Origin of the sequence: Rhizobium sp. N122 (assembly GCF_002211295.1) — a bacterium.
In the GTDB taxonomy this organism is placed as follows: domain Bacteria; phylum Pseudomonadota; class Alphaproteobacteria; order Rhizobiales; family Rhizobiaceae; genus Rhizobium.
The window spans coordinates 224,417-246,133 of the sequence record NZ_LOKU01000045.1 but is presented as its reverse complement, the minus strand read 5'-3'; the positions used below and the strand labels follow the sequence as shown (position 1 = coordinate 246,133).

Here is a 21,717-nt window from a genome sequence, read left to right as displayed (position 1 = left end):
AGGACGAGGCGGGTGTGCCGACATCAGACGAATGCAAGGAGCACCGTTGCGGCGTGCTTCGAGGCTCCGCCCTGCGGGCTGCGCACCTCAGCATGAGGGAGGTTGGAGGGTGGCGCTCCGCCCTACCGCGCCGGCACCACCCTCACGCCGGCCGGCGCACCGCGCGGATCTTGCCGCTGCCGCCGCCTCCGCAGAAGAAGCGGTCGGCGCCGTCGGATTCGAGGCCGGAGACGCCGGTGCCTTCGGGCATGTCGAGCCGCTCCAGCACCTCCCCTGTTTCGGGGTCGATGCGCCTGACGTCGCTGTCGTCGCCCTCCCAGGTGCCGTGCCAGAGCTGGCCGTCGACCCAGCTGACGCCTGTCACGACGCGGTTGGATTCGATGGTGCGCAGGATCTTGCCGGTTTCCGGGTCGATCTGATGGATCCTGCGGCCGCGGTGCTGGCCGACCCAGAGCGTGCCCTCGGCCCAGGCAAGGCCGGAATCGCCGCCATTGCCGGGTGCGGGAATGGTGGAAAGGATACGGCCAGTCTTCGGGTCGATCTTGTGAATGACATCCTCGGCGATCTGATAAAGGAATTCGCCGTCGAAAGCCGTCCCCGCGTGCGACGCGACCTCGATCGAGCGTACCACCTCGCCGCTTGCGGGATCGAGCGCGTTCAACCGGTCGCCCGAGGCAAACCAGACGTGCTCGCCGTCGAAGGTGACGCCGTTGACGCGCTCGGCGCCGGGAAAGGGTCCATATTCACGCAGAATATTCGCAGCCGATTTCTTCATCTTTTCCATCCCTGTGGTTCGAGCATCACGATCAGTCAGCCCACATTAATCGCTCGGCAGCGGCCCGGGGAGTAACAAGATCGTCGGGAAACCCGGCAGCGGCGGGCTCATCCAGCGCCGTGCCCGCCCGCGCCCCAGCGATTGCACCTTGCCTTCTCCAGCCAGGGAATCCAGCGCCCGCTGCACGGTGCGGGGGCTGGCGGCAAGCGCGATCGCCAGCGCCGAACTCGACCACGCCTCCCCGTCGGCCAGAAATGCGAGCACCGCCCCGTGAGGACCTTCGACGAGCGGCGCCAGCACGGCAATCTCTAGGGCACCGAGCGGCGAAAGCGCAAAGCCGCGCTTCGTCGCCGAAACTTCCGCCAGCCCCCGCAGTTCGGCGCGCAACCGGCCGATCTCGACCCGCAGCCGGGCGCGATGCGATTCATCGGCGTGTTTGCCGCGGAAGGCACGCGCAATCAGCGTGCCCCTTGCCACATCCCCCGGCCAGGCTTCGGCCAGCGTACGGGCAAGTGCAAACAGCACCGGCCGCGTCGCCAGCGACACGGCGGTGCCCGCGTTCCACACAACATGGCGGCAGGCATCGACGACGAGCGTGCCGGAGGAAAGCAGCGCTTCCACCTCGGCCAGCAGCAGCGGCCGTTCCCGCCCGCGCGACATCAGCCGCGCCGCCGGAGTGTCGAGCACGAGCGCGGCGGCTTCGACCTCCGCCGTCAAAGCGGGGATAGCGGCCGCGCGCGCCGCAAGCCCCGCCCGATCGAGGGCGGCGCGAGCGGCCTGCGTCTGCAGCCGCCGGGCGGCGATGCCGGCCGCCACCAGTTCGTGGGCAGCCCGCAGAGCCGGCGGCAGCGGTGTCGGATCGAGCGCTGCGAGCGCGCGTTCAGCCTCGTCGAGGCGGCCGATCAGCACCAGCCGGCGGATCGTGACATTGCCCGCATGGGCGGCATTGACCCTGTCGCCATGCGCTTCCAGCACCCTGCGCGCAGATTCCAACGCCTTCGGCGGCCAGATGAGATCGCGCGAAACGAGCGCGATCTCGGCCTCGGCGACCACGCAGCGCGCCCGCGCCACCGCCTCCCGCGGGCCAAAGGCACGCGCCGCACTCTTCAAAAGCGCCTTGGCGCGGACGAGATCGCCGAGCTGGGCCATCGCGATGCCGCGCAGCGCCAGCGCCGGCGCATCGTCACGCAATGCCACCCGCTTCAGCGCGCCGAGTGCATCGCCCGTCGCCAGCGCTCGCGCCGCGGCCGTGATCAGCGAGTCCATTCAAATCCCGTCACACTTGTCACTCCCGCCATATCCCTGCCCGGCCGTAATCTGCATGAGACCGGCAGGCAACACTGCGCCGGATGCTACGACGATAGACAGGCAAAGGAGAAGACCCCATGACGGCACAGCTCAACGCAACACGCCAGCAATGGCTGGCAGCCAGGCTCGATCTGCTCGAGGAGGAGAAGGAATTGACGCGGCGGAGCGACGCGCTGGCGCTGAAGCGCCAGCAATTGCCGCGTGTCGGGATCGATAAGGAATACAGCTTCGACACTGAAGGCGGAAACATCTCGCTGAAAGACCTCTTCGGCGGCCGTTCACAGCTTCTCGTCTATCACTTCATGTTCGGGCCTGATTATACCGCCGGATGCCCGTCCTGCTCCTCGATCGCCGACGGTTTCAACGGCGTCTTCGTTCATCTCGAAAACCACGATGTCGCCTTTTGGGCGGTGTCGCGCGCGCCGCTCGCGAAGCTTCAGACTTTCAAACAGCGCATGGGCTGGAGCTTCCCCTGGGCCTCGTCCTTCGGCAGCGATTTCAACGGCGATTTCAGCGTCTGGTTCAGCGCCGAAGATCAGCGCCGGGGCGATATAGAATACAACTACCGGCGTGAGCCGCCCGCCCCTGAACCGCTTGCTGGTAAAACAGTGCAGGAATGGCAGTCGAGCGGCGGCGAAGGTCCGGTCGGCCAAATCGCATCCATGACCGGCACCGACGTCATGACTTATACCCGCGACCGGCCCGGAGTCAGCGCCTTCGAGCTTATCGACGGCGCCGTCTACCACAGTTATTCCAGCTATGCCCGCGGGCTCGACGGGCTCTGGGGCATGTACCAATGGCTCGACCGCGCACCCAAGGGCCGCAACGAAACCGGCATCTGGTGGCGCCATCACGACCGCTACGGCAAGGAGTAACGGCGATGCTGCGTTCGGCCCACACTCCAAAGAGAGGCGACGGCAACGCTTCTCTCAACAGCGCCGAATGGCTCTCGCTGGCCGCCGCAGCAGACGGATCAGCTGCTAAGTCGAGCGCTGCTCGCCCAGGCGGCGGGATCGTCGCCCATGCTGCGGATTGGCTATCACTCGCCGCCGCCCCAACCTTCGCGCTTATGGCGCTGCTGACGGCCGCCACCGGCAGCGCCGACATGATCTGCACCACGACGCGGAATGCCTTCCCGATCGACGGAATGGTTGCGATGTACCTGTTGATGAGCAGCTTCCACCTCACGCCCTGGCTACGTCTGGCTGTCGGCTGGCGAGGTTTGAGCGGGCGGTGATTGCGCCAAGCGCCGCCACATCCTCCTCCGTCATTCCTGTCCTCGGGCTTCGACCCGAGGAGTGTCACAGCAATGACGGAGATTGCGTGTGCTTGCCAAACCTTCTTCTGGCGGGCCAGGGCGGGGCGATAGATTCCTCGTTCCGCACTGCTCCACTCCGCCGTCTCTGGCTCTCCACCTTACCGACGCGCCGCATTCATGCCTTTATCTCGATGAAGTCGATCGGCCCGCCGGCAACGTCATCATTAAAGACCGCGCATGATAGCTTGCCGCCGAAGACGCAGCCGCTGTCGATGTTGGTGCGGCTTCCTGTCGTCACCGGATTGGACAGTGAGGGAGTATGGCCGTGGACCAGATGTTTGCCCCAATAGTCGCTGGACCCACCGGGAGGGAACCGTAGCCAGAGAAGATCGCGCTTGGTCTGCCGTTCCAGCGGAAATTCCGGAACAACGCCGGCATGGACAAAGATGCGATATCGATCAACATGCATAAGGGGACGATCGTCAGCCCATTGCAAATGCTGAGGCGGAACCCTGCCATCATAGGACATTTCGGTTTCAAGTCCGCCGTTGCTGATCCACAAGTCTCTGCTGTCGCTGTCGGCATAAGCGGCAACCATCATGTCCTCATGATTGCCTTTGAGGCAGATCCATCGCCACCGGTCGGACGCACCGGCAATGACCCGGTCGAGGACACTTTTGCTGTCTGGCCCGCGATCGATATAATCGCCAAGGAAGACGACCGTGCCTTCGGACGCATAAGCCTCGATACGATCGATCATCCTTTTCAGTGGATCGATACAGCCGTGGATATCACCGATGGCGAACGTGTAGCGCATGTTCCAAGCCTCTTGGCTGCAATGTAACCGCCGGCGGCCAAGGCTGAGAATGCGGCAAGCACATGGCACGGAGGCGCACCCTCGCCGTCCGCCGCATCATAGCAAACCCAAACCCCGCCGCCATCGCGAAAACCGACTCCATATCCGGCATTTACCGCAATTGCTTCTCCTTCCGCTTGAGGAGATCGGCCGGCGCGCCTATGGGCTCTTTCCGACTTCATCTTGAGGTGCCCATGAGGATCTCGAAGGACGAGGGCTGATCGGTGTGCCCCAGGACGGCAGAGAATTGCAGCAACCGGCGTTTGGCGTGCCCCGCCGAAAGGCCAACTCGCGGCACGCCGATACATCACACCCTGCCAGTTCCGATTGTCTTCCGGGCCAAAACTGTGCGATGACCCATCGACCACAAATGCAATCGCTCAAGGTGCGGCATCGGCATGAAGAAGATCGGTTTCCTCTCGTTCGGGCATTGGACGCCCTCGCCTCAATCGCAGACGCGCTCGGCAGGCGACGCGCTGCTGCAATCGATCGACCTTGCCGTCGCGGCCGAGGAACTCGGTGCCGACGGGGCGTATTTTCGGGTGCATCATTTCGCCCGCCAGTTGGCCGCGCCCTTCCCGCTGCTATCAGCGGTCGGCGCAAGAACCAGCCGGATCGAGATCGGCACCGCCGTCATCGACATGCGCTACGAAAACCCGCTCTACATGGCCGAGGATGCCGGTGCCGCCGATCTCATCGCCGGCGGCCGGCTGCAGCTCGGCATCAGCCGCGGCTCCCCCGAGCAGGTGATCGATGGCTGGCGCCATTTCGGCTATGGCCCGCCCGAAGGCCAGAGCGAGGCCGACATGGCGCGGCGCCACGCCGAAGTATTCCTCGAAGTGCTGCGCGGCGAAGGTTTTGCCAAACCCAATCCGCGGCCGATGTTTCCCAATCCGCCCGGCCTCCTGCGCCTCGAGCCCCATTCCGAGGGCTTGCGCGAGCGGATTTGGTGGGGCGCAAGCTCCAATGCCACCGCCGTCTGGGCGGCCAAGCTCGGCATGAACCTGCAGAGCTCGACCCTGAAGGACGACGAGACGGGAGAGCCGTTCCACGTCCAGCAGGCCGACCAGATCCGCGCCTACCGCGAGGCCTGGAAGGCAGCCGGTCACACGCGCCAGCCGCGCGTCTCGGTTAGCCGCAGCATCTTCGCGCTGGTCGACGACCGCGACCGCGCCTATTTCGGCTACGGCAACGACGAGGGCGACAAGATCGGCTTCATCGACGAGAAGACCCGGGCGATCTTCGGCCGCAGCTATGCCGCCGAGCCCGATGCGCTGATCAAGCAGCTCGCCGAAGACGAGGCGATTGCCGAGGCCGACACGCTGCTGCTCACCGTCCCCAACCAGCTCGGCGTCGCCTACAACGCCCATGTCATCGAGGCGATCCTGACCCACGTCGCCCCGGCGCTCGGCTGGCGCTGACGCCCGCCATTCTCAAACCCGCGGATATCGCGCACGGAACTCACGGGGACTGCAGCCCTCGCGTTCGTGAAAGATACGCGAAAAATAAAATGGATCGTCCAGGCCGATCATGGCGGCAATCGTTTCGATCTTTTCGTCGGTCGTTGCCAACAGCTGTTTGGCATGATCCATGCGCGCCCGAAGCTGAAATGCTTTGGGAGGCAATCCGGTTTGAAGCGTGAACCGCCGGCGCAACGTGGCCGGCGACATGTCGTGCTCGGCGGCAAAGGCAGCGAGATCGAGCGGCTGCATCGCCCGCCGCCTGAGCGTTTCGACGATATCGGCCATGCCAGGCCCTGCCTGGCGCCGATCGGTCGCGCCGCTTGCCTGTCTGGCCGCTGCGATGACGATGTGATGCAGCGTCAGTGCCGCCGAAGCCTGCCCGAGATTGGTATCGTCAAGCAGATCGGCATGAAGCTTGCCGAAGAGCCGCGCCAGCTCATCGAGATGATGCAGCGCCACGATAGGATGGCGCTCGGCAATGATCCTTAGCCTCACGAAATCCCGCGTGAAGGATCCTTCGAAAAGCGCCCAGCGCTCGTCCCAGCCGCCTTCGTCGGGAGCGTAGGAATGCACACGGTTGGGAAACAGCCAGAACAGAGCAGGCCCACTCAGGCTGAGGTGGCCGTTGGCCTGGGTTTCCAGCCAGCCCTGCCCGCGCTCGACCAGCACGACGGCGAAACTCGGGAGTTTTCGGTCGGTCACCGCATGGCGGGCATGCTGCCTGCCGCTGCCTGTGACCGCCAGTCCACCGGCCGCGTCGAGCGGCGTTCTATAAATGGCCTCGGCGTCTCTCATGGTGAGCGAAAAGTCCAGCTACCAATTTCGTCCATGTCAGTTATCCCTGCAGATCAGCTAATTAATGGCAAATCAATTCAGACCGAGGAAGGCTGAAATGTCGGTTGCCGACAAAATCACGCAGTCAAGAAAGCCGGATTTTCCCCTTGCCGCCCACGGCAGGACCTTGCCTGCGGAACGGACGGGCTGGCTCAGGCCGACCGACCCCGCCATCGGTGTCGACGCCATCCGCCGCCGTTACCAGAATGATGGCTATGTCTGGCTGAAAGGTCTTCTGCCGCGGACCGACGTCATCGACTTCCGCGGCTGGGTGTTCGAACGCCTCGCAGTGACGGGACTGGTCGAGCCCGGCAGCGATTTTTCAGAAGGGATCGCGTCGGCCGCCGGCCTCGACTGGAGCCTGGCAAACCGCCGCCTGATGTCGCTTGTCCGCTCCGCCGCCTATGAGGGCTTTTGCGCGCAACCGCCGCTCACCCGCTTCATGGACGAATTTCTGCAGGGCATCTCCTATCTGCACAAGCGCAAGATCATGCGTTTCACCCAGCCGGCATCGGCGACGGCCACACCTGCCCATTACGATCTCGTCTATCTCCGCGGCGGCACCAGCCGCCTGGTGACGGCCTGGATCCCGATCGGCGATATCCCGGCCGAGATGGGCGGCCTCGTCTACCTCGAAGGCTCGCACGCGCTGGGCGTCAAGATGGAGGCCGAGTTCCAGGCCGCAAGCGGCGATCTTTCGCCTGAAGAGCGGATCAGCGCCTATAACAGCCATATGACCGAAGGCGGCTGGGTCTCGAAGGATCTCCCCGATATGGCGGAGCGTTTCGACACCCGCTGGCTCGCCGCCGATTATGAGGCCGGTGACGTGGTGCTCCACTCGCCCTACATGATCCACGCTTCGACCACCAACCAGGATCGCGGCCGGCGGCTCCGCCTCTCCACCGACATCAGATATCAGAATGTCGACGACGAGATCGACGCCCGATGGAACAACCATTGGAGCCTCGGCGATATGCTGTAGCCCGTTCCAACACCTCAGTTGCGAAGTGTCGGGACCTTACTGGCGCGGTGAGCGTTGATGGTCCGAGCCTTGAATCGGTTGCATGACTGACCGACTTATGGCTGGGACCGAAACGCTCGAGTTGCCTGATGCCGCGCACGAACCTGAACGATATCCTGATCTTCATGGCCGTCGTCGATGCCGGAAGCTTTATTGCCGGCGGCCAGGCCATGGGCCTGTCCCGCTCGGCGGCGGGAAAGGCCGTCATCCGCTTAGAAGAGCGGCTCGGCGCACGTCTGCTCAACCGCACGACGAGAACGCTGGGCCTGACCGATGAGGGACGGGTCTTCTACGAGCGCGGCCTGCAGATCCTCGCATCGGTCGACGAGGCGGAAGCGAGCGTGGGAGGCCAGAGCGGCATGCCGCGCGGCGTTCTCAGGCTCACCCTCCCCGATGCCTTCGGACGGCTCGTCGTCCTGCCGCTGCTGGAAAAATATCTTCGGACCTGGCCCGATATCCAGGTGGAGATGAGCTTCACCGATCGTCTCGCCGACATCATCGAGGAAGGCTTCGATCTGGCGATCCGGATCGGCGCAGCGGCGTCGGACTCCCGGCTGGTCTCGCGCGTGATTGCCTCCTACAGGACGCGCCTCTGCGCCTCGCCCTCCTATCTCGCCGCGCGCGGCGAGCCGCGCGATATCGATGATCTCGCAGCCCACGACTGCCTGATTTTCACCAGCCGCAACCAGAGGCAGGGCTGGCGTTTTCGCGGCAACAGCAGTTCCTGGATCAAGGCGCAGGGGCGCAGCCGCCTGAGGCTTGACAGCGGCGAGGCGATCCGCGACGCTGCCCGGGCGGGATTGGGCATCGCGCTCCTGCCCGATTTCCTCATCGCCGGCGATCTCGCCGCCGGGCATCTTCGGCAGGTCCTGCCCGAGCTGGAAGCCGATGACACCAAGATCGTCACGCTTTATCCCGACAAGCGCCTGCTGGAACCGCGCATCCACCGTTTTATCGATCTGTTGGTCGAGGCGCTGGGGCAAGAGAGATCGGGCGCGCGCTCATCGCCTTGATACGGAAGCACCGGCATCGGCAACCGATCTGTCGAAACCGCGGAAACTTTTCAGGCCAAGGGGAAGGAGGGTTGCGGCGAGATAGGCAAACCCGGTGAGCAGCAGCGCCGCGGCAAGACCGATGGTGCTGATCAGCGCGCCGCCGACGAGGCCGCCGAAAGGAATGAGGGCGAAGCAAAGAGCGGCGTTCATTGAGGTGACGCGGCCGGTCAGCGGCTTGGGGACGCGCTCGAAGATCACCGCCGAGAGGATTGGGTTGAGGAAGCCCGAGGCGAATCCCGCGATGGCCAGGGTCGTAAAGACAAGGCCGAGCGGCGCATCCAGCGCAGCAACGAGAAAACGCGGAAAACCGGTCAACAGAAACGCCACGGTGTAGACCATCAGGCGCGGCATGCGTTCGCCGATTGCTGCGGCAATCGCCGCACCTACGATCGATGCGCCGGCGAATGCCGCAAACATCGCCCCCAGCAATTCCGGACCATGGCCGGAATCGCGTGTCCAGACAGGCAGCAGCACGGCATGATAGGCCTGGTCCAGCAGATTGGTGATCGCCACCATGGCGACGATGCTGACAAGCACGACATCGCCGCGAAGAAAGCGCCAGCCTTCCCGGAGATCGCCGAGATAGGAAGTCTTTTCGGCCGGTCGGGCGCCGGGTGCGCCGGATAGCTCGGGCGCGCGCATCATCCCGGGGATGCCGACTGCGACGATCAGCGCGGCGGCGACAAAGGTGGCGGCATTGACGAGCAGCGCCTGGCCCGGGCCGATCAGCCCGATCAGCGCGCCGGCGCCGGCGGCACCCGCCGTCGAGGCCAGCCGCTCGATGGCGCTGGCGACGCCGGTCACCCGTTCGAGCGGCACGTTCGCGAGCCTGGCGATATCGGGAACCATTGCCTGCTTGGCGGCGTCGGAAGGCCCACGCAGCACGCCCATGGCAAAGACAACGGGCAGCAGCACCGGCATGCCGAGCAGGCCGAAAAAGTCGAGCAGCGGCACCAGCCCTACCACGGCCACCGACGCGGTATCGCAGATGATGGCGATGCGCCTGGCGCCGACGCGGTCGATCAGCGGCCCGCCGAGCGCCTTGGCGACGACATAGGGCAGCATCTCCATCATCGCCGTCAGCCCTGCCAGGACGGGGCTGCCCGTCGTGCTCAGCACCAGCCAGGGAATAGCGATCGTCGATAGCCGCGTGCCGGAAAGCGAACACGTCTCGGCAGCGGCGAGCGCCAGGAAAGGCCCGCCCCTCCTCACGGCTCATCCTCCCCCTCGCGATGCGGAAGACGGCCCGGATAGGGGAAGGCGTGCAGCATCACACAGAACGGAACCATGCCGGGACCGAGAGACGCCGCCTCGCCCAGCGGCGGGGCGGCCCGCATCGCCTCCAGGATCACGTCGGTCAGCCGCTTCGTCAGAGCCTCGGCCTGATCAGCCGTCATCGGAATAATGATGTCGTCGGCTGCCGTCGCCTTGCGCCACTCGGCCGGCAGTTCGGCATATTCCTCCAGCGCCTGCTGCATCTGGCCGACCTGCAGCGAAAGTGCCGCCTGATTGAAGGCGAGGTCGAGATCGAGCCCCTCCCCTTCGGCTTCGCTTGGCGGCACCGAGGTCAGCTCATGGCTGGCGCGCCACCAGCGGTCGCGACGCGAGGCATGCGGCGCCTCCTCGATGAAGCCGTATTGGGCAAGCTGGCGCAGATGATAGCTCGTCGCGCCGCTGTTCAGGCCGAGCCGCGCGGCGAGCTGCGTTGCCGTGGCAGGCCCGTCGATCCTGAGCATGCCGAGCATGCGCAACCGGACGGGATGGGCCAGCGCCTTCAGCGCGGTCGGGTCGGGCACGACCCGGCTGACGGTACGGGAGGCGGCGGCATCTGGTTTCGGCTGCGGATGTTTCATGAGCTAAGCATATAATCGCAAACATATCTTTGCAAAGATTTATTTGCGAAGATAGTGGAGCGCCGAAAGACGCTTGAAAAGCAAGCTCATGATCTAGCCAAGCAGGATCACGCCCCCTAAGACCGTCACCGAATCCGCATGAAAAAGAGGGCAAGGGATGGCTGAGGAAGCGCAAAAAAACATCGGCACGTGGTATATCGACCCCGACGCCGAAGACAGGATGGCCGATGGCCATGCGCCGATCTGGCGCCACCTGATCGACCTCATGCTCGAGCGAGACCTGACCGACAAGAGCGTGCTCGATTTCGGCTGCAATCAAGGCGGCCTGCTGCGGCATCTCTATGCGATCCGCCCCTTCCGCAAGGCGCTCGGCATCGACATCGCCGAAACCTCGATCGCCAAGGCCGAGACGCTGAAAGGCAATTTGCCGATCCAGCATCAAGTCGGCGCCCGGCTGGACGGCTGGAGCGAAGAATTCGATCTCGCCCTCAGCCATGAGGTCATCTATCTCATTCCCGATATCGACGCCCACGCCGCCGATATCAGGCGGGCGCTGAAATCCGGCGGCGTCTATTATGCGGTGACGGGATGCCATACGGACAACCCGCTGTGGCCGAAATGGCGCGAACTGGTCGCCAACCGCACCAACACCGTCGTTCAGGACCGGTCGATCACCGACTACGGACGCGCCTTCAAAAAAGCCGGCTTCGAGGTCTCTGCCCGCAAGCTCGAATATGGCGGCTTCATCCCCTTCGTGGCGGACGGCTGGACGCCGGATTTTGCCGATGCGCTGAACTATTATACCCAGACGAAAATCGTCTTCAGGCTGGTAAAGCGCTGAGTTCCGGTGTCGCCCACGGCTGAAGCTTCGTCAGCTCGACGTCAAAATGCGGCGGACTATCAGGCGCAACCTGGACAAAGCGGCCCCTGACGCGGAAGATCTCCTGGATCAGCCCGCGTTCGGCAAGCTCGCGCGGGGCGCCGTCAAATCTCAGCTGGCCTTTTTCCAGTAGCGAGATGCGGTCGCTGACGGCGATGGCCTGGTTGATGTCATGGATCGCCATGACGACGGTCACGCCCTTTTCCCGGCTCAGCCGATGAACGAGATCGAGCACTTCGACCTGGTAGCCGATATCGAGGAAGGAGGTCGGCTCGTCGAGCAGCAGGATCTCCGCTTCCTGGGCGAGAGCCGCCGAAATCCAGGCCCTTTGCCGCTCACCGCCGGACAATTCGCTGAGGCTGCGATCGGCAAGCCCGGCAAGGCCGGTGCTTTCGAGCGCCCATTCGATGGCTTTCTCGTCGCCGCTGCCATAAGAGCGGAACAGGCCGACGTGTGGATAACGGCCCTGCCGGACGAGCTGGGCAACGGTCATTTCATCCGGGGCAGCCGGCTGCTGCGGCAGGAAGGCGAGCTGCTTTGCCAGCATCCGGCGCGACATCGAGGCGACGGCAACACCGCCCAGTGACGTCGTGCCCGTCGAAGGCTTGATTAGGCCCGCCAGCGCATGCAGCGCCGTGCTTTTGCCCGAGCCGTTCGGGCCGATCAGCGCCCGGATCTCGCCTTTTTCGAGCGAAAGCCTGAAACCATCGAGGGCCTTTCGCTGGCCGTACATCACCGAGAGGTCGGAGCAGGACAATGGCATTTCGGCCTCACATGGATTTGCGCAGCAGCGCGAGCAGAAGCGGCACGCCGAAAACCGCCGTGACCACGCCGATCGGGATTTCCTCGGCCTGTCCGAGCAGCCGGCCGATGAGATCGCCAAGCGTGACGATGACGGCGCCGAGCACGATCGTTAGAACAAGCGACAGCGTGAAATTCCGCCCCGCCAGGAAACGGGCGAGATGCGGCACGATGAGGCCGACGAAAACAACAGGGCCGACAGCGCCGACGGCGCTCGCCGCAAGCGCTGAGGACACGATCAGCACGAGCGAGAACTGTCTTTTATAGGCAAGGCCGAAGGATCGGGCGACGGGCGCATCGAACTGCAGCAGCATCAGCGGCCGGAAGATGACCGGCAGCGTGACGAGCCCCGCGATCGTGAATGGCAGCAGGAAGAGCGCGTGATCCCAGCTGCGGGCGTAAAGGCTGCCCGACAGCCATTCGAGAATGATCTCGATACGGGCCGATCCCCATCCGGCGATGAGGCCGATCGCCACCGCATGCAGCACCGCACCGACAGCGACGCCGCAAAGCGTAATGCGCAGGGCGCTGAGGCCGAGACGGAAGGCCAGCAAATAGATGACGCCGCCGGCAAGCAGGCCGCCGGCAAGCCCCGCTGTCGGCAGCCAGGCGACCGGCAGTTCGGCCAGCGTATTCGAGCCGGGCTCGAAGATGTAGACGGTGAACAGCAGGAAGATCGTCACCGACAGCGTCGCCCCCTGCGACACGCCCATCAGCGACGGATCGGCCAGCGGATTGCGGGTGACGGTCTGCAGCAGATATCCGGCCAGCGAAAAATGGATGCCGGCCAGAATGCCGGTGGCGATGCGCGGCAGCCGGATATCGAGAATGATCAGTCGCGCTTCCGCCGAGCCGCCGCCGGTCAACACGGCTGCGACATCGGCCATCGGAATATCGGCAACGCCGAGGAAGATCGCCGCCGCAAGCAACAGAATCGCCAATACGGCCAGCGCCGCCGCCATCCAAGGCGTTGCCGCGCGCGTTGGTAGCGATGCCGGAGCGTTCATCGCGTCTCACCCGCAAGGTTCAGCCGCCCGCGCTGGACGAGGTAGATGAAGACGGGACCGCCGATAAGCGCGGTGACGATGCCGACCGGCAGCTCGCGCGGGATGGCGATGCTGCGCGCGAGAAGATCGCTGACCGTGACGATCAGCGCGCCGAGCGCAGCGCTCAATCCGATCTCCCATCCGGTGCCGCGCGGCTTGAGCAGCCGGGCGATGTGGGGAGCGGCGAGACCGACGAAGGCGACCGGTCCGGCCACCGGCGCAACGCCTGCGACCGGGATGACGGCGAGAATGAGGATCAGCGGCTTCCACAGGCTAAGCTGCAGGCCCATGCCGGCCGCCGCATGGTCGCTCAGCATGAACATGCCGATGATGCGCCGGAGCAGGAGCGCGCCGACGACGCCGGCGATCGTCCAGGGCAGCATATAGAAGAGATGCGACCAGCTGCGCCCCTGGAAGCCACCCGCCAGCCAGAACAGCAGCGATGCCGATTGCGGGCCGGTCCGCAGCAGCACATAGGTGGTGATCGCACCGAGGAACAGCGAGACGCTGACGCCGCCGAGCGCAAGCTGCAGCGGCCGCCCCTGCCCGCCGCGCGACACCCAGAATGTCACCGCGGCGGCCGCAAGCCCGCCCGCAAGGCCGATAAAGGGATAATAAGCTGGCGACATCAACGGCATGAAGACGAAACAGCAGACGATCGGCGCAACCGCCCCTGAAGTCACGCCAGTGATGCCGGGATCGGCCAGCGGATTGCGTGTCAGCGTCTGCAGCACATAACCGGAGACCGCTAGCCCCGCCCCGCCAGCTGCCGCCGTCAGGCTGCGCGGCAGCCGCAGCGTCCAGACGAGGATGGAGTCGATCTTGCCGTCGGGCGACAGCAGCACGCGCATGGCCGTCTCGATCGACAGCGTCTTGGCGCCGACCAGCAATCCGAGCATCACCGCCAGCAGGGCGGCGATGATGATGAGCCCTATGGCCAGGGACGATTGCCGGGGGCTCATCGCAGGTCTTGTCCTGAGCTTAATTCTGCAGGTCGGCCGGGATCAGCTTGGCGGCTTCCGCCTTGACGTCTACCGCCGGGAACGTGTCGGGATAGAGATAGTGCGCGGCCTCGCGCAGCACGATTTCGCGGGCGATCGGGCCGTTGGTTTCGACCCACTGGTCGCCGACATAGAAGACCCGGTTGTTCTTGACCGCCGACAGCTGCGACCAGATCGGATTGCTCTCATGCGGGCGATCCGGGCCGGAATCGTAGACGAAAATGACCTCGGGGTCCTTTTCCAGCATGGTTTCGAGGCTGAGATCGATGCCGAACTCGCCGCCCGGGCTCTTCGGCCCCGGAATATTGTCGCCGCCGATCGCAGCGACGATCGAGGCCGAGGTGTTTTCGGTGTGGAAGGCGAAAGGGGTGGCTCCGCCCCACATGATCAGGAAGCGCGGATGAACATCCCTGGGCGCCTTGGTGGCGAACTCCGCCAGATGCTTGCGGAAATCGGCATTCAGCTGCTCGCCGCGCTCGGGCTTGCCGAGCAGCTTCGAAAGGGCGGCGGTTTCGCTGTAGCTCTCTTCGAGCAGTTCCATATTGTAGGCGACATAGGGCGCAATGTTCTGAAGTTGCGCCGCGTTGCCGACGGTATAGCGGCGGATCGCGATGATCAGGTCCGGCTTGGCTTCGGATAGAAGTTCGAGATTGGGCTTGGCACGCTGGCCGATCTGCTTCATCCCGGCCGTCAGGCCGAGCAGGAAGTCCGGCTCGCGGCCAGCCGTCATATAGGTGCTGGCAACCGGCTTGATGCCGAGCGCCAGCCCGACGTCATCGGCGAAATAGGAAATCGAGGCAATGCGCTTCGGCTGCGCCGGGACGTCGACGGTCACGCCGCGATCATCTACGATGACGCCGCGGTCGTCGACGATCGAGACCTTTTTGTCTTCAGCATGCGCCGCCCCCGCCGCCAGCATCGCGGACAGTCCCAGGATGGAGAAAAATCTAGGTGCGTATCGAGTCATGTCTGAAAACTCCCCTCTCGTGCGCAGAGGCTTTAGCCAAAAAAGCGGAGTTTCACAATCATGATTCTTTTGCGCGTTTTCTGAGAAGCACCCTCTTGGGCTCAATCCTCCCGCAAGGTGAAGACCGCGCAAGGATCGGCGATGCCGCGCAAGCTGTGCTCTCCGAGCGGCGTCAGCGTCGTCGCCGTGTTCGCCGCCACCGCGCCGGAGATCAGCACAGTTCGGCCGAGCGGTTTGCAGAGCCCTTCCAGGCGGCTGACCAGATTGACCGCCGGGCCGATGGCGGTGAAGTCCAGCCGGTCGGCAGCGCCGATATTGCCCCAGAGGATCTCGCCGAAATGCAGCGCCGCCCCGAACGGCAGCGCCGCCAGCCCCTGCGCCTGGCGCAGCTGATCAAGATGAACCATGCCGGCACGGCTGGCGGCGACCGCCCGCAATGCTGCCTCGCAGGCCTCACGATCCCCCTGGGCCTCGCCTGCCGCAGCCGCCACCGGAAAGATCGCGAGCACACCGTCGCCGATGAATTTCAGCACCTCGCCGCCAAAGGCGTGCACGGCGCCGGCGACGCGGTCGAAATAGGCGTCGAGGGTCGCGATCATCGCGTGCGGTTCGGTCGCCTCGGACAGCGCGGTGAAGTCGCGCAGATCGGCACAGAGAAGAGCGGCGCGGATGGTCTCGCCGGTGCCGCGGGCAAGCGCGCCGGCCTGCACCCGGGCCGCACTGCGCCGGCCGAGATAGGCCTCGAGCAGCGCGGACCGCGCCTCCCGCGCAGCGAGTGCGGCGAGCGGTGCTGCAGCAAAACGCGCGACCTCGCGCAGCAGGCCGATTTCGGCCGGGCCGAATGCGCTACGCCCTGCCCCGCCGGCTCCCCCCGCCCAGCCGAGCAGCGGGCAGTCCGACGCCTGATTATCCCTTGCAGGCCCGATCCTCTCCTCCCACACCGGCCCGAGCCCGGCCAGCCACTCGCGCCCGGCCTCGTTCTGCGGAGCCGCAGCAAAGGCCAGCGCCTCGATGACGGCCCCGGTCTCGGCCCGCCACAGCCAGGTGCGCCGCGCGATGATCGGATGCGGCACCGAGAGCGTCAGCGCGCCGCCCGATAGCGGCAGGCCGTCCGCCAACAGCCGTCGCCCGAGCTCGGCCAGAAACCGTTCGGGACCGGGCGAGGCCGCGGCCTCGTCAACCAGCCAGGCAAGGGGAGACGGCAGATCCATGCCCTAACATGACATCGCTCCGGGACATCAGCAAGAACGCCTCCCGCGGCCCTCTTCCGGTCGGGAATTCCATCACGGCGCAAAACAGAAAATAACACTTTAAACTTGCGCAGTTTTGCTTTCATTATGCGCCGTTCATCATCGTGTGATTGAGGGGTACGATGGGCACGATATTCTGGCCGAAAGATCCGCTGGATGGCAATGACATGAGGCTGCTGACGTCGATCCTTCGGCGGTGGTGCGAAAGATATCAGGTCGAGCTGACCGCAGAGGAGAGCAGCCGCAAGGCGAAGGAACTCGTCGAATGGTATGAATTCGGCGTCAAGGATCCTGTCGAACTCGAAGAACTGATCGACAGCCAACACTGGCGCGTCAGCACGGTCTGACGCCAAGGCGCCGAAGAAACGTCGATAAAAAGGGCCGGCGAAGATTGCGCCGGCCCCATCGATCTGTCTCTGACTGCGAGCTTAATAGTCATCCCGCCAGCGGCGGCGATACTCGCCGCGCCGCTCATCGCGCCAGCGCGGACCATCCCAATCCCGGTGACGCCGCTCCCAGCCCCAGCGGGGCGGACCGCCGTAGAAGGCCACCGGCGGCGGGCGTCGCCAGTTTCGCCGGCATTCGCCCCAGCGGGTCAGATGCCAGCCGCGGCCGCACGCATAGTCGACCTTTGTAACATCGCTTGTGACATTGCTCTGGACATTGATTGTCCCCATCGGCATCGCCTCAGCTGTGCCGATCGAAAGGCTGCCAGCGAGCAAGGCAGCCGCGATAGAAAGTGCCTTCATCGGAAACTCCATTTCATCCAGCCGCCCTCACCCTAGGGCGGCCAAATTGAACTGGAGATGAATTGCGCGTTCATGTTTGCGGGCAAAAAAGAAGCGCTTTCGGACGGCCGATCGTAGCGCCGGCCAGCCGTTTTCCCGCAACGGCAACCGCTTCGGGACAAGCCTCCGGCCTGCAAAAACCGTTCATGTTCTGCCAGAAAATGAGTCGGGACCCGGGTCACGCCCGGCGGCGACCTCGATCAGCCGCCCGAGGTAATGCGCCCAGCCTTCCGCATGGCCGGCGCATTGATCGGCGCTCGGCAGGCCGCTATGGGTGAGCCGCAGCAGTGTTCCGCCTCCCTGCTCGATCAGGTCGATCTCGACCAGGCTCGACCCCGGCGGCACCACCTCGCTGCCGTCCCAGCCGAAGCTGTAGGCAAGGCGATGAACCGGCACCACTTCGCGAAACGAGCCGCGCGCAAAGCGGGCGCCGGTGACGTTGACGAGATAGAGCCCGCCCGGCTGCGGCTCGACCTGAGCCTCCGTTCCCATCCAGCGCAGGATCTTTTCCGGGTCGGTCATCAACGCAAACACTGCGGCCGGCGGCGCCGCGATATGCGCCTCGCGGTGAACGACGAGGGGCTCTTGCATATCTCTCTCCCATGGTTTGCTATGGTCTTCCCTCGCCTTGCGCGGGAACGGCGCGCTGCTGTTTTGACGGGGTGTCCTCATCGGAAGCATGTAGGCAAAAGTGCACATTCAGCAAGGGCGATGGAGACATTCCCTCCGACGCTGGCTCGTCACCGTGCCCTTCGCGTGCGCCCAATGCACTCGCTCCTGTCGTCGCTCGCCCCCTCAACTGCCTTGCCCTTCGGGCCACTCGCGCCATTCCCATTCCCACACCACAATGAAAGCATTTCACCCTATTGCCAGCCGGCCACCTTCCCCCTATTGTCCCCGCCGTTCTCAGGGCGGGGTGAAAGTCCCTACCGGCGGTATGCAGTTTCGATTGCGAGCCCGCGAGCGCCTTCTAAGGAAGGGTCAGCAGATCAGGTGAGATGCCTGAGCCGACGGTCATAGTCCGGATGAAAGAGAACGCGCGTTCCCACCGCCCTTGCGGCTGTCGGGGACGTTCGTGATCGCCTTGGGTGATGTGTCTGTTCGCCAAAGGAGATTACCATGACACCCACCCGCTACGCCTTTATCAAAGCCAGCTGGCACGCCGACATCGTCGACCGCGCCCTTGAGGGCTTCTATCAGCTCGTGCCGCCCGAACAGGTCGATGTGTTCGATGTTCCCGGCGCATTCGAGATGCCGCTGCTTTCCCGTGATCTTGCCGCAACCGGCCGCTATGGCGCCGTCGTTGCGGCCGCTTTCGTCGTTGACGGCGGAATTTACCGCCACGAATTCGTCGCCCAGGCCGTGGTCGACGGGCTGATGCGCGCCGGCATGGATACCGGCGTGCCGGTGCTGTCTGTTTCGCTAACGCCGCATCAGTATCAGGAAACCGACCACCATAAGCAGATCTACCGCGCGCACTTCATCGAGAAAGGGCGGGAGGCCGCAAAGGCCGCGCTCACCATCGGGAAGACACGCGCCGCTCTTGCCGCGTAAGACGGTTCCTCGGAACCGAGGCGGCGGGACCGATCCCGCCGTCTTCATCAGGTCGGTTACGACAGAATAATTGATTCGACGCCCCCGCCGCGCTGTGATCCACTCGACCGCGACATGTATCGCCATTCTTAATGCATCCAGAACCCCAAGGAGCTGAAGATGAGCAATGCAATGCGCAGTGAACCCCCTATGGCAAATCCGAAAACACGGCCGGTCGACACCAAGCTCGAAGTGGTCGTCATCCCCGTTTCCGACGTCGACCGCGCCAAACGTTTTTACAACGGCCTCGGCTGGCGGCTCGACGCCGATTTCGCCAATGACGCCGATTTCCGGGTGATCCAGTTTACTCCGCCCGGCTCCGGCTGCGCGATCATCTTCGGCCAGAACATCACCGCCGCAGAGCCCGGCTCCGCCCAGGGGCTCTACCTCGTCGTCTCCGACATCGAGGCCGCCCGCCGCGATCTCATTGCCCGCGGCGTCGAGGTCAGCGACGTGTTCCATGACGCATCAGGCGTCTATGCCGGCAGAGACGAACCCTATCTCTTCGGACGGCTCAGGCTCGCCGGCCGCGATCCCGAACACCGCAGCTATCGCTCCTTCGCCTCGTTCAAGGATCCCGACGGCAATGGCTGGCTGTTCCAGGAAGTCACGGAGCGCCTGCCCGGACGCATCGACGCCGACGAGACAGCCTTTGCGACCTCGAGCGACCTTGCATCAGCACTGCGCCGCGCGGCCACCGCCCACGGCGAACACGAAAAGCGCAACGGTGGCAAGCACGACGAGAACTGGCCGGACTGGTACGCCGAATACATGGTCAGCGAACGGGCCGGCCGGGAACTGCCGTTATAGATGGCGGTAGAGGGACGCAGACGCTCGTCGCGTCTGTGTTCCCTCTTGATAATGATGCAATCCGCTTGCCTTTCGCTTGCCGCTCAAGGCGAGGCGAAGGACAATGGAGGACGTGCAGTGTGGCCCCCTCATCTGCCTGCCGGCATCTTCTCCCCGAGGGGAGAAGCGGAATCGCGGCGGCGCCTCGCCTCCCTTGAAACCTCAGCTTGCGAATGAAGGTCGTCCGGCTTGCCCCCTTCTCCCCAGCGGGGAGAAGATGCCGGCAGGCAGATGAGGGGGCCACACAGCACGTCTTTCATTGTCTCTCGCGTCACCCCGAGCGAAAGTGATGGCAAAAAAACCCGTCACCGCTCGAAAAAATCCCGCCACTGTTTCTCGCCAACCAGGCAATCCGTCACGGGCGCATCCCCCGCTATCTCCCGCACCGTCGCCGGCGGCGAAAGGCCGCTGATTTCAAGCACCAGCTTGCGGCGCACGGCAACGGCGAAATCCTCGATCTTGTGGACCGGCAGCACGAAGGCGCCGGGGCCGCCGATGACGCAATCGGCGTAATATTTGTCGAGCCCGTCGGGCGCATCGGAAGGCCGCAGCATGATGGCGAGGCCGTTGATGACCATGCCCGCTTCCACGGCCCTGTCGCGGGCTGGCGTCACGGGATTGCCGGAATTGTTCGGGCCGTCGCCGGAGACGTCGATCACCTCCCGCCGGCCCCGGAAGGGACCAGCGATGATCATGCTGGCGCCTTGGGCGATGGCGGTGGAGATCGATGTGCGCCGCTGCGTGGCGATCGGCCGGGCTTCGAGCTTGCCGGCAAAGGCGATCGCGTCCTCTTCCGTTTCGATCACCTGCCAATCGATCACCGAATCCTGGACGACATAGCCTGCCCATTCGAAATAGCTGATGGCGATGCGGCCGGTCAAGCCGCCCTTCACCGCATCGATGAATTCCTTATGCTTGAGCGCCTCGACATACCCCTCGCGCTGAATGCCGATCTCCTCGAAATCCATCGACCGCGAGGTGTCGACAGCAAGCACGAGGCTGACGTCGACCTCGTTTGCGCCGGCCTGCGCTGCAGGGACGAGGCCGGAAAGACCCATAAGCACCGCAACTGTTGTCAGCATCGGTCAATCCCCACGCCATCCAAGCCCGGCAACTCTAACACAGCTTGATCGAGGAAGGACGCACCGCCACGCGCGCGGCTTCAATTTTCGGTGATGAAGTTGCTCAATGCAGCGGAAGCCACAAGGGGGTTTTCCATGCTTTCAGCGCGTCGAGGAAGACCTGCAGCCTGGCGGGCATGAAGCGGCGTGTGGGATAGACGGCATGGACGAAAATTTCCTCGGACGACCAGTCGGGCAGCAGCCGGATGAGATCGCCGCTTCTGATCTTATCGTCGCAATAGGTGGAAGGCAGCAGACCGATGCCATGTCCACGGTAGGTGAAGGCGCTCACCGCTTCGAAATCGCGGCTCGAGACCGGCCCCGAAACCTGCTGGCGAACCAGCGTGCCACCGCTGACAAGCTGCCACTCCGCTTCGCCGTTGCGGCCGTTCAAAAGCACGCATTGATGCTCTTTCAGGTCATCGGGCCTTGATGGAAGCGTCCTGCCCTTCAGATAGTCCGGCGCGGCAACCAGATAGCGCACGCTTTTCCCGAGCCGCTGCGCGACGATGGAGGAATCCTTGAGTTCACCGAAGCGGATGGCGAGATCGATATTCTCGGCGATCAGATCGAGAAACAGGTTGGTGACGAAGAGATCGACCTGGATCTCGGGATAGGCCTTCAGGAAGGACGAGACGAATTCGTAAAAGACCTCCTGGCCGAAGATGACCGGCACGGAGATCTTCAACAGGCCTTCCGGCTTTCTCTGTGTTTCCGTCAGCGCCTGCTCGGCGTCGATGAGATGGGCGAGCGGTTCGCTGCACCTGTCGTAATAGGCCCGGCCCTGCGCGGTGAGGCTGAGCTTGCGCGTCGTCCTCTGAATGAGCGTCACGCCGAGCTGCTCTTCGAGCGAGGTTACCTTCCGGCTGACGGTCGAGACCGGCATGCCGAGGGAATGGGCGGCGCGGCTGAAGCTGCCATACTGCGCCACCCTCACGAAAACCGCGATGTCATTCAGGTCTGCCACGCAGCCATTTTTGCATGGGTGCAAAAGAGAA

Annotated in this window: 24 protein-coding genes and 1 riboswitch; of the genes, 9 read left to right on the top strand and 15 right to left on the bottom strand. The window is 64.3% G+C overall.

The features are described from left to right. Positions 1-142: 142 nt before the first annotated feature. Entirely contained in the window at positions 143-775 is a 633-nt protein-coding gene (locus ATY75_RS25990; RefSeq protein ID WP_088939761.1) for a PQQ-binding-like beta-propeller repeat protein, read from the bottom strand. A 45-nt stretch (positions 776-820) separates the two neighbouring features. Next, a complete protein-coding gene (locus ATY75_RS25985; RefSeq protein ID WP_088939760.1) occupies positions 821-2,041 on the bottom strand; it encodes a helix-turn-helix domain-containing protein in 1,221 nt (406 codons plus the stop codon). 119 nt (positions 2,042-2,160) lie between these two features. Between ATY75_RS25985 and ATY75_RS25980 the strand changes: the two genes are divergently transcribed. Next, a complete protein-coding gene (locus ATY75_RS25980) occupies positions 2,161-2,958 on the top strand; it encodes a DUF899 family protein (RefSeq protein WP_088939759.1) in 798 nt (265 codons plus the stop codon). Positions 2,959-2,963: 5 nt separating this feature from the next. Then, the gene (locus ATY75_RS25975; protein WP_088939758.1) at positions 2,964-3,320 is read left to right on the top strand and encodes a hypothetical protein; all 357 of its coding nucleotides are present in this window, start codon (positions 2,964-2,966) and stop codon (positions 3,318-3,320) included. Positions 3,321-3,516: 196 nt separating this feature from the next. Here the strand turns inward: ATY75_RS25975 and ATY75_RS25970 are convergent, their stop codons facing one another. Beyond that, complete coding sequence (locus tag ATY75_RS25970) at positions 3,517-4,158, bottom strand: metallophosphoesterase family protein (RefSeq protein WP_088939757.1); 642 nt, start codon at positions 4,156-4,158, stop codon at positions 3,517-3,519. 437 nt (positions 4,159-4,595) lie between these two features. Here ATY75_RS25970 and ATY75_RS25960 point away from each other — a divergent pair, with 437 nt between their 5' ends. Next, positions 4,596-5,618 carry an LLM class flavin-dependent oxidoreductase gene (locus ATY75_RS25960; protein WP_064839282.1) on the top strand — a complete coding sequence of 341 codons (1,023 nt, stop codon included), beginning with the start codon at positions 4,596-4,598 and terminating at the stop codon, positions 5,616-5,618. A 12-nt stretch (positions 5,619-5,630) separates the two neighbouring features. Here ATY75_RS25960 and ATY75_RS25955 read toward each other — a convergent pair whose 3' ends face one another. Further along, positions 5,631-6,455, bottom strand: coding sequence for an AraC family transcriptional regulator (locus ATY75_RS25955; protein ID WP_088939755.1), 825 nt, complete (start codon positions 6,453-6,455; stop codon positions 5,631-5,633). Positions 6,456-6,552: 97 nt separating this feature from the next. Between ATY75_RS25955 and ATY75_RS25950 the strand changes: the two genes are divergently transcribed. After that, complete coding sequence (locus ATY75_RS25950; protein ID WP_088939754.1) at positions 6,553-7,476, top strand: phytanoyl-CoA dioxygenase family protein; 924 nt, start codon at positions 6,553-6,555, stop codon at positions 7,474-7,476. 128 nt (positions 7,477-7,604) lie between these two features. Beyond that, positions 7,605-8,528, top strand: a complete 924-nt coding sequence (locus ATY75_RS25945; protein ID WP_088939753.1) for a LysR family transcriptional regulator — start codon at positions 7,605-7,607, stop codon at positions 8,526-8,528. On the opposite strand, the gene ATY75_RS25940 is transcribed toward ATY75_RS25945, so the two are convergent. Both ATY75_RS25940 and ATY75_RS25935 read right to left on the bottom strand, forming a co-directional pair. After that, on the bottom strand, positions 8,517-9,782 hold the full coding sequence (locus ATY75_RS25940) for an MFS transporter (protein WP_088939752.1): 1,266 nt from the start codon (positions 9,780-9,782) through the stop codon (positions 8,517-8,519). The two genes, ATY75_RS25945 and ATY75_RS25940, sit on opposite strands and share 12 nt — an antisense overlap. Then, the gene (locus ATY75_RS25935; RefSeq protein ID WP_064839291.1) at positions 9,779-10,423 is read right to left on the bottom strand and encodes a helix-turn-helix domain-containing protein; all 645 of its coding nucleotides are present in this window, start codon (positions 10,421-10,423) and stop codon (positions 9,779-9,781) included. The genes ATY75_RS25940 and ATY75_RS25935 overlap by 4 nt, the downstream gene beginning before the upstream one ends. Positions 10,424-10,580: 157 nt before the next feature. Between ATY75_RS25935 and ATY75_RS25930 the strand changes: the two genes are divergently transcribed. After that, positions 10,581-11,264, top strand: a complete 684-nt coding sequence (locus tag ATY75_RS25930) for a class I SAM-dependent methyltransferase (protein ID WP_088939751.1) — start codon at positions 10,581-10,583, stop codon at positions 11,262-11,264. On the opposite strand, the gene ATY75_RS25925 is transcribed toward ATY75_RS25930, so the two are convergent. The 5 genes from ATY75_RS25925 to ATY75_RS25905 form a co-directional block, all read right to left on the bottom strand. Beyond that, positions 11,245-12,066 (bottom strand): ABC transporter ATP-binding protein, encoded by an 822-nt coding sequence (locus tag ATY75_RS25925; protein WP_088939750.1) that lies wholly within the window; start codon positions 12,064-12,066, stop codon positions 11,245-11,247. The two genes, ATY75_RS25930 and ATY75_RS25925, sit on opposite strands and share 20 nt — an antisense overlap. Positions 12,067-12,073: 7 nt before the next feature. Then, positions 12,074-13,111: an iron ABC transporter permease gene (locus ATY75_RS25920; RefSeq protein ID WP_088939749.1), complete on the bottom strand. Its 1,038-nt coding sequence runs from the start codon at positions 13,109-13,111 to the stop codon at positions 12,074-12,076. Further along, the gene (locus tag ATY75_RS25915; RefSeq protein ID WP_088939748.1) at positions 13,108-14,112 is read right to left on the bottom strand and encodes an iron ABC transporter permease; all 1,005 of its coding nucleotides are present in this window, start codon (positions 14,110-14,112) and stop codon (positions 13,108-13,110) included. Before ATY75_RS25915 ends, ATY75_RS25920 begins: the two co-directional genes overlap by 4 nt. 19 nt (positions 14,113-14,131) lie before the next feature. Further along, positions 14,132-15,118 (bottom strand): ABC transporter substrate-binding protein, encoded by a 987-nt coding sequence (locus tag ATY75_RS25910; RefSeq protein WP_088939747.1) that lies wholly within the window; start codon positions 15,116-15,118, stop codon positions 14,132-14,134. A gap of 101 nt (positions 15,119-15,219) precedes the next feature. Further along, positions 15,220-16,329 (bottom strand): adenylate/guanylate cyclase domain-containing protein, encoded by a 1,110-nt coding sequence (locus tag ATY75_RS25905; RefSeq protein WP_088939746.1) that lies wholly within the window; start codon positions 16,327-16,329, stop codon positions 15,220-15,222. 161 nt (positions 16,330-16,490) lie between these two features. Here ATY75_RS25905 and ATY75_RS25900 point away from each other — a divergent pair, with 161 nt between their 5' ends. Further along, the gene (locus ATY75_RS25900) at positions 16,491-16,715 is read left to right on the top strand and encodes a hypothetical protein (RefSeq protein WP_088939745.1); all 225 of its coding nucleotides are present in this window, start codon (positions 16,491-16,493) and stop codon (positions 16,713-16,715) included. 81 nt (positions 16,716-16,796) lie between these two features. Here the strand turns inward: ATY75_RS25900 and ATY75_RS25895 are convergent, their stop codons facing one another. Continuing rightward, positions 16,797-17,117 carry a hypothetical protein gene (locus tag ATY75_RS25895; RefSeq protein ID WP_049735192.1) on the bottom strand — a complete coding sequence of 107 codons (321 nt, stop codon included), beginning with the start codon at positions 17,115-17,117 and terminating at the stop codon, positions 16,797-16,799. Between the two features lie 183 nt (positions 17,118-17,300). After that, positions 17,301-17,747 (bottom strand): SRPBCC domain-containing protein, encoded by a 447-nt coding sequence (locus tag ATY75_RS25890; RefSeq protein WP_088939744.1) that lies wholly within the window; start codon positions 17,745-17,747, stop codon positions 17,301-17,303. 307 nt (positions 17,748-18,054) lie between these two features. Then, positions 18,055-18,197, top strand: a riboswitch (FMN riboswitch). Between the two features lie 78 nt (positions 18,198-18,275). Here ATY75_RS25890 and ATY75_RS25885 point away from each other — a divergent pair. Together ATY75_RS25885 and ATY75_RS25880 are read left to right on the top strand one after the other, a co-directional pair. After that, a complete protein-coding gene (locus ATY75_RS25885; protein ID WP_088939743.1) occupies positions 18,276-18,710 on the top strand; it encodes a 6,7-dimethyl-8-ribityllumazine synthase in 435 nt (144 codons plus the stop codon). A 159-nt stretch (positions 18,711-18,869) separates the two neighbouring features. After that, a complete protein-coding gene (locus tag ATY75_RS25880; protein ID WP_088939742.1) occupies positions 18,870-19,559 on the top strand; it encodes a VOC family protein in 690 nt (229 codons plus the stop codon). A gap of 344 nt (positions 19,560-19,903) precedes the next feature. Here ATY75_RS25880 and ATY75_RS25875 read toward each other — a convergent pair whose 3' ends face one another. Both ATY75_RS25875 and ATY75_RS25870 read right to left on the bottom strand, forming a co-directional pair. Next, positions 19,904-20,680 carry a DUF1194 domain-containing protein gene (locus ATY75_RS25875; protein ID WP_088939741.1) on the bottom strand — a complete coding sequence of 259 codons (777 nt, stop codon included), beginning with the start codon at positions 20,678-20,680 and terminating at the stop codon, positions 19,904-19,906. 103 nt (positions 20,681-20,783) lie between these two features. Next, positions 20,784-21,686, bottom strand: a complete 903-nt coding sequence (locus ATY75_RS25870; RefSeq protein WP_088939740.1) for a LysR family transcriptional regulator — start codon at positions 21,684-21,686, stop codon at positions 20,784-20,786. Positions 21,687-21,717: the final 31 nt, after the last annotated feature.

Bases quoted from the DNA above. Each gene is read 5' to 3' on its own strand.
- ATY75_RS25990 (WP_088939761.1), bottom strand. From the start codon at position 775: ATGAAGAAATCGGCTGCGAATATTCTGCGTGAATATGGACCCTTTCCC.
- ATY75_RS25985 (WP_088939760.1), bottom strand. From the start codon at position 2,041: ATGGACTCGCTGATCACGGCCGCGGCGCGAGCGCTGGCGACGGGCGAT.
- ATY75_RS25980 (WP_088939759.1), top strand. From the start codon at position 2,161: ATGACGGCACAGCTCAACGCAACACGCCAGCAATGGCTGGCAGCCAGG.
- ATY75_RS25975 (WP_088939758.1), top strand. From the start codon at position 2,964: ATGCTGCGTTCGGCCCACACTCCAAAGAGAGGCGACGGCAACGCTTCT.
- ATY75_RS25970 (WP_088939757.1), bottom strand. From the start codon at position 4,158: ATGCGCTACACGTTCGCCATCGGTGATATCCACGGCTGTATCGATCCA.
- ATY75_RS25960 (WP_064839282.1), top strand. From the start codon at position 4,596: ATGAAGAAGATCGGTTTCCTCTCGTTCGGGCATTGGACGCCCTCGCCT.
- ATY75_RS25955 (WP_088939755.1), bottom strand. From the start codon at position 6,455: ATGAGAGACGCCGAGGCCATTTATAGAACGCCGCTCGACGCGGCCGGT.
- ATY75_RS25950 (WP_088939754.1), top strand. From the start codon at position 6,553: ATGTCGGTTGCCGACAAAATCACGCAGTCAAGAAAGCCGGATTTTCCC.
- ATY75_RS25945 (WP_088939753.1), top strand. From the start codon at position 7,605: ATGCCGCGCACGAACCTGAACGATATCCTGATCTTCATGGCCGTCGTC.
- ATY75_RS25935 (WP_064839291.1), bottom strand. From the start codon at position 10,423: ATGAAACATCCGCAGCCGAAACCAGATGCCGCCGCCTCCCGTACCGTC.
- ATY75_RS25930 (WP_088939751.1), top strand. From the start codon at position 10,581: ATGGCTGAGGAAGCGCAAAAAAACATCGGCACGTGGTATATCGACCCC.
- ATY75_RS25925 (WP_088939750.1), bottom strand. From the start codon at position 12,066: ATGCCATTGTCCTGCTCCGACCTCTCGGTGATGTACGGCCAGCGAAAG.
- ATY75_RS25920 (WP_088939749.1), bottom strand. From the start codon at position 13,111: ATGAACGCTCCGGCATCGCTACCAACGCGCGCGGCAACGCCTTGGATG.
- ATY75_RS25915 (WP_088939748.1), bottom strand. From the start codon at position 14,112: ATGAGCCCCCGGCAATCGTCCCTGGCCATAGGGCTCATCATCATCGCC.
- ATY75_RS25910 (WP_088939747.1), bottom strand. From the start codon at position 15,118: ATGACTCGATACGCACCTAGATTTTTCTCCATCCTGGGACTGTCCGCG.
- ATY75_RS25905 (WP_088939746.1), bottom strand. From the start codon at position 16,329: ATGGATCTGCCGTCTCCCCTTGCCTGGCTGGTTGACGAGGCCGCGGCC.
- ATY75_RS25900 (WP_088939745.1), top strand. From the start codon at position 16,491: ATGGGCACGATATTCTGGCCGAAAGATCCGCTGGATGGCAATGACATG.
- ATY75_RS25895 (WP_049735192.1), bottom strand. From the start codon at position 17,117: ATGAAGGCACTTTCTATCGCGGCTGCCTTGCTCGCTGGCAGCCTTTCG.
- ATY75_RS25890 (WP_088939744.1), bottom strand. From the start codon at position 17,747: ATGCAAGAGCCCCTCGTCGTTCACCGCGAGGCGCATATCGCGGCGCCG.
- ATY75_RS25885 (WP_088939743.1), top strand. From the start codon at position 18,276: ATGACACCCACCCGCTACGCCTTTATCAAAGCCAGCTGGCACGCCGAC.
- ATY75_RS25880 (WP_088939742.1), top strand. From the start codon at position 18,870: ATGAGCAATGCAATGCGCAGTGAACCCCCTATGGCAAATCCGAAAACA.
- ATY75_RS25875 (WP_088939741.1), bottom strand. From the start codon at position 20,680: ATGCTGACAACAGTTGCGGTGCTTATGGGTCTTTCCGGCCTCGTCCCT.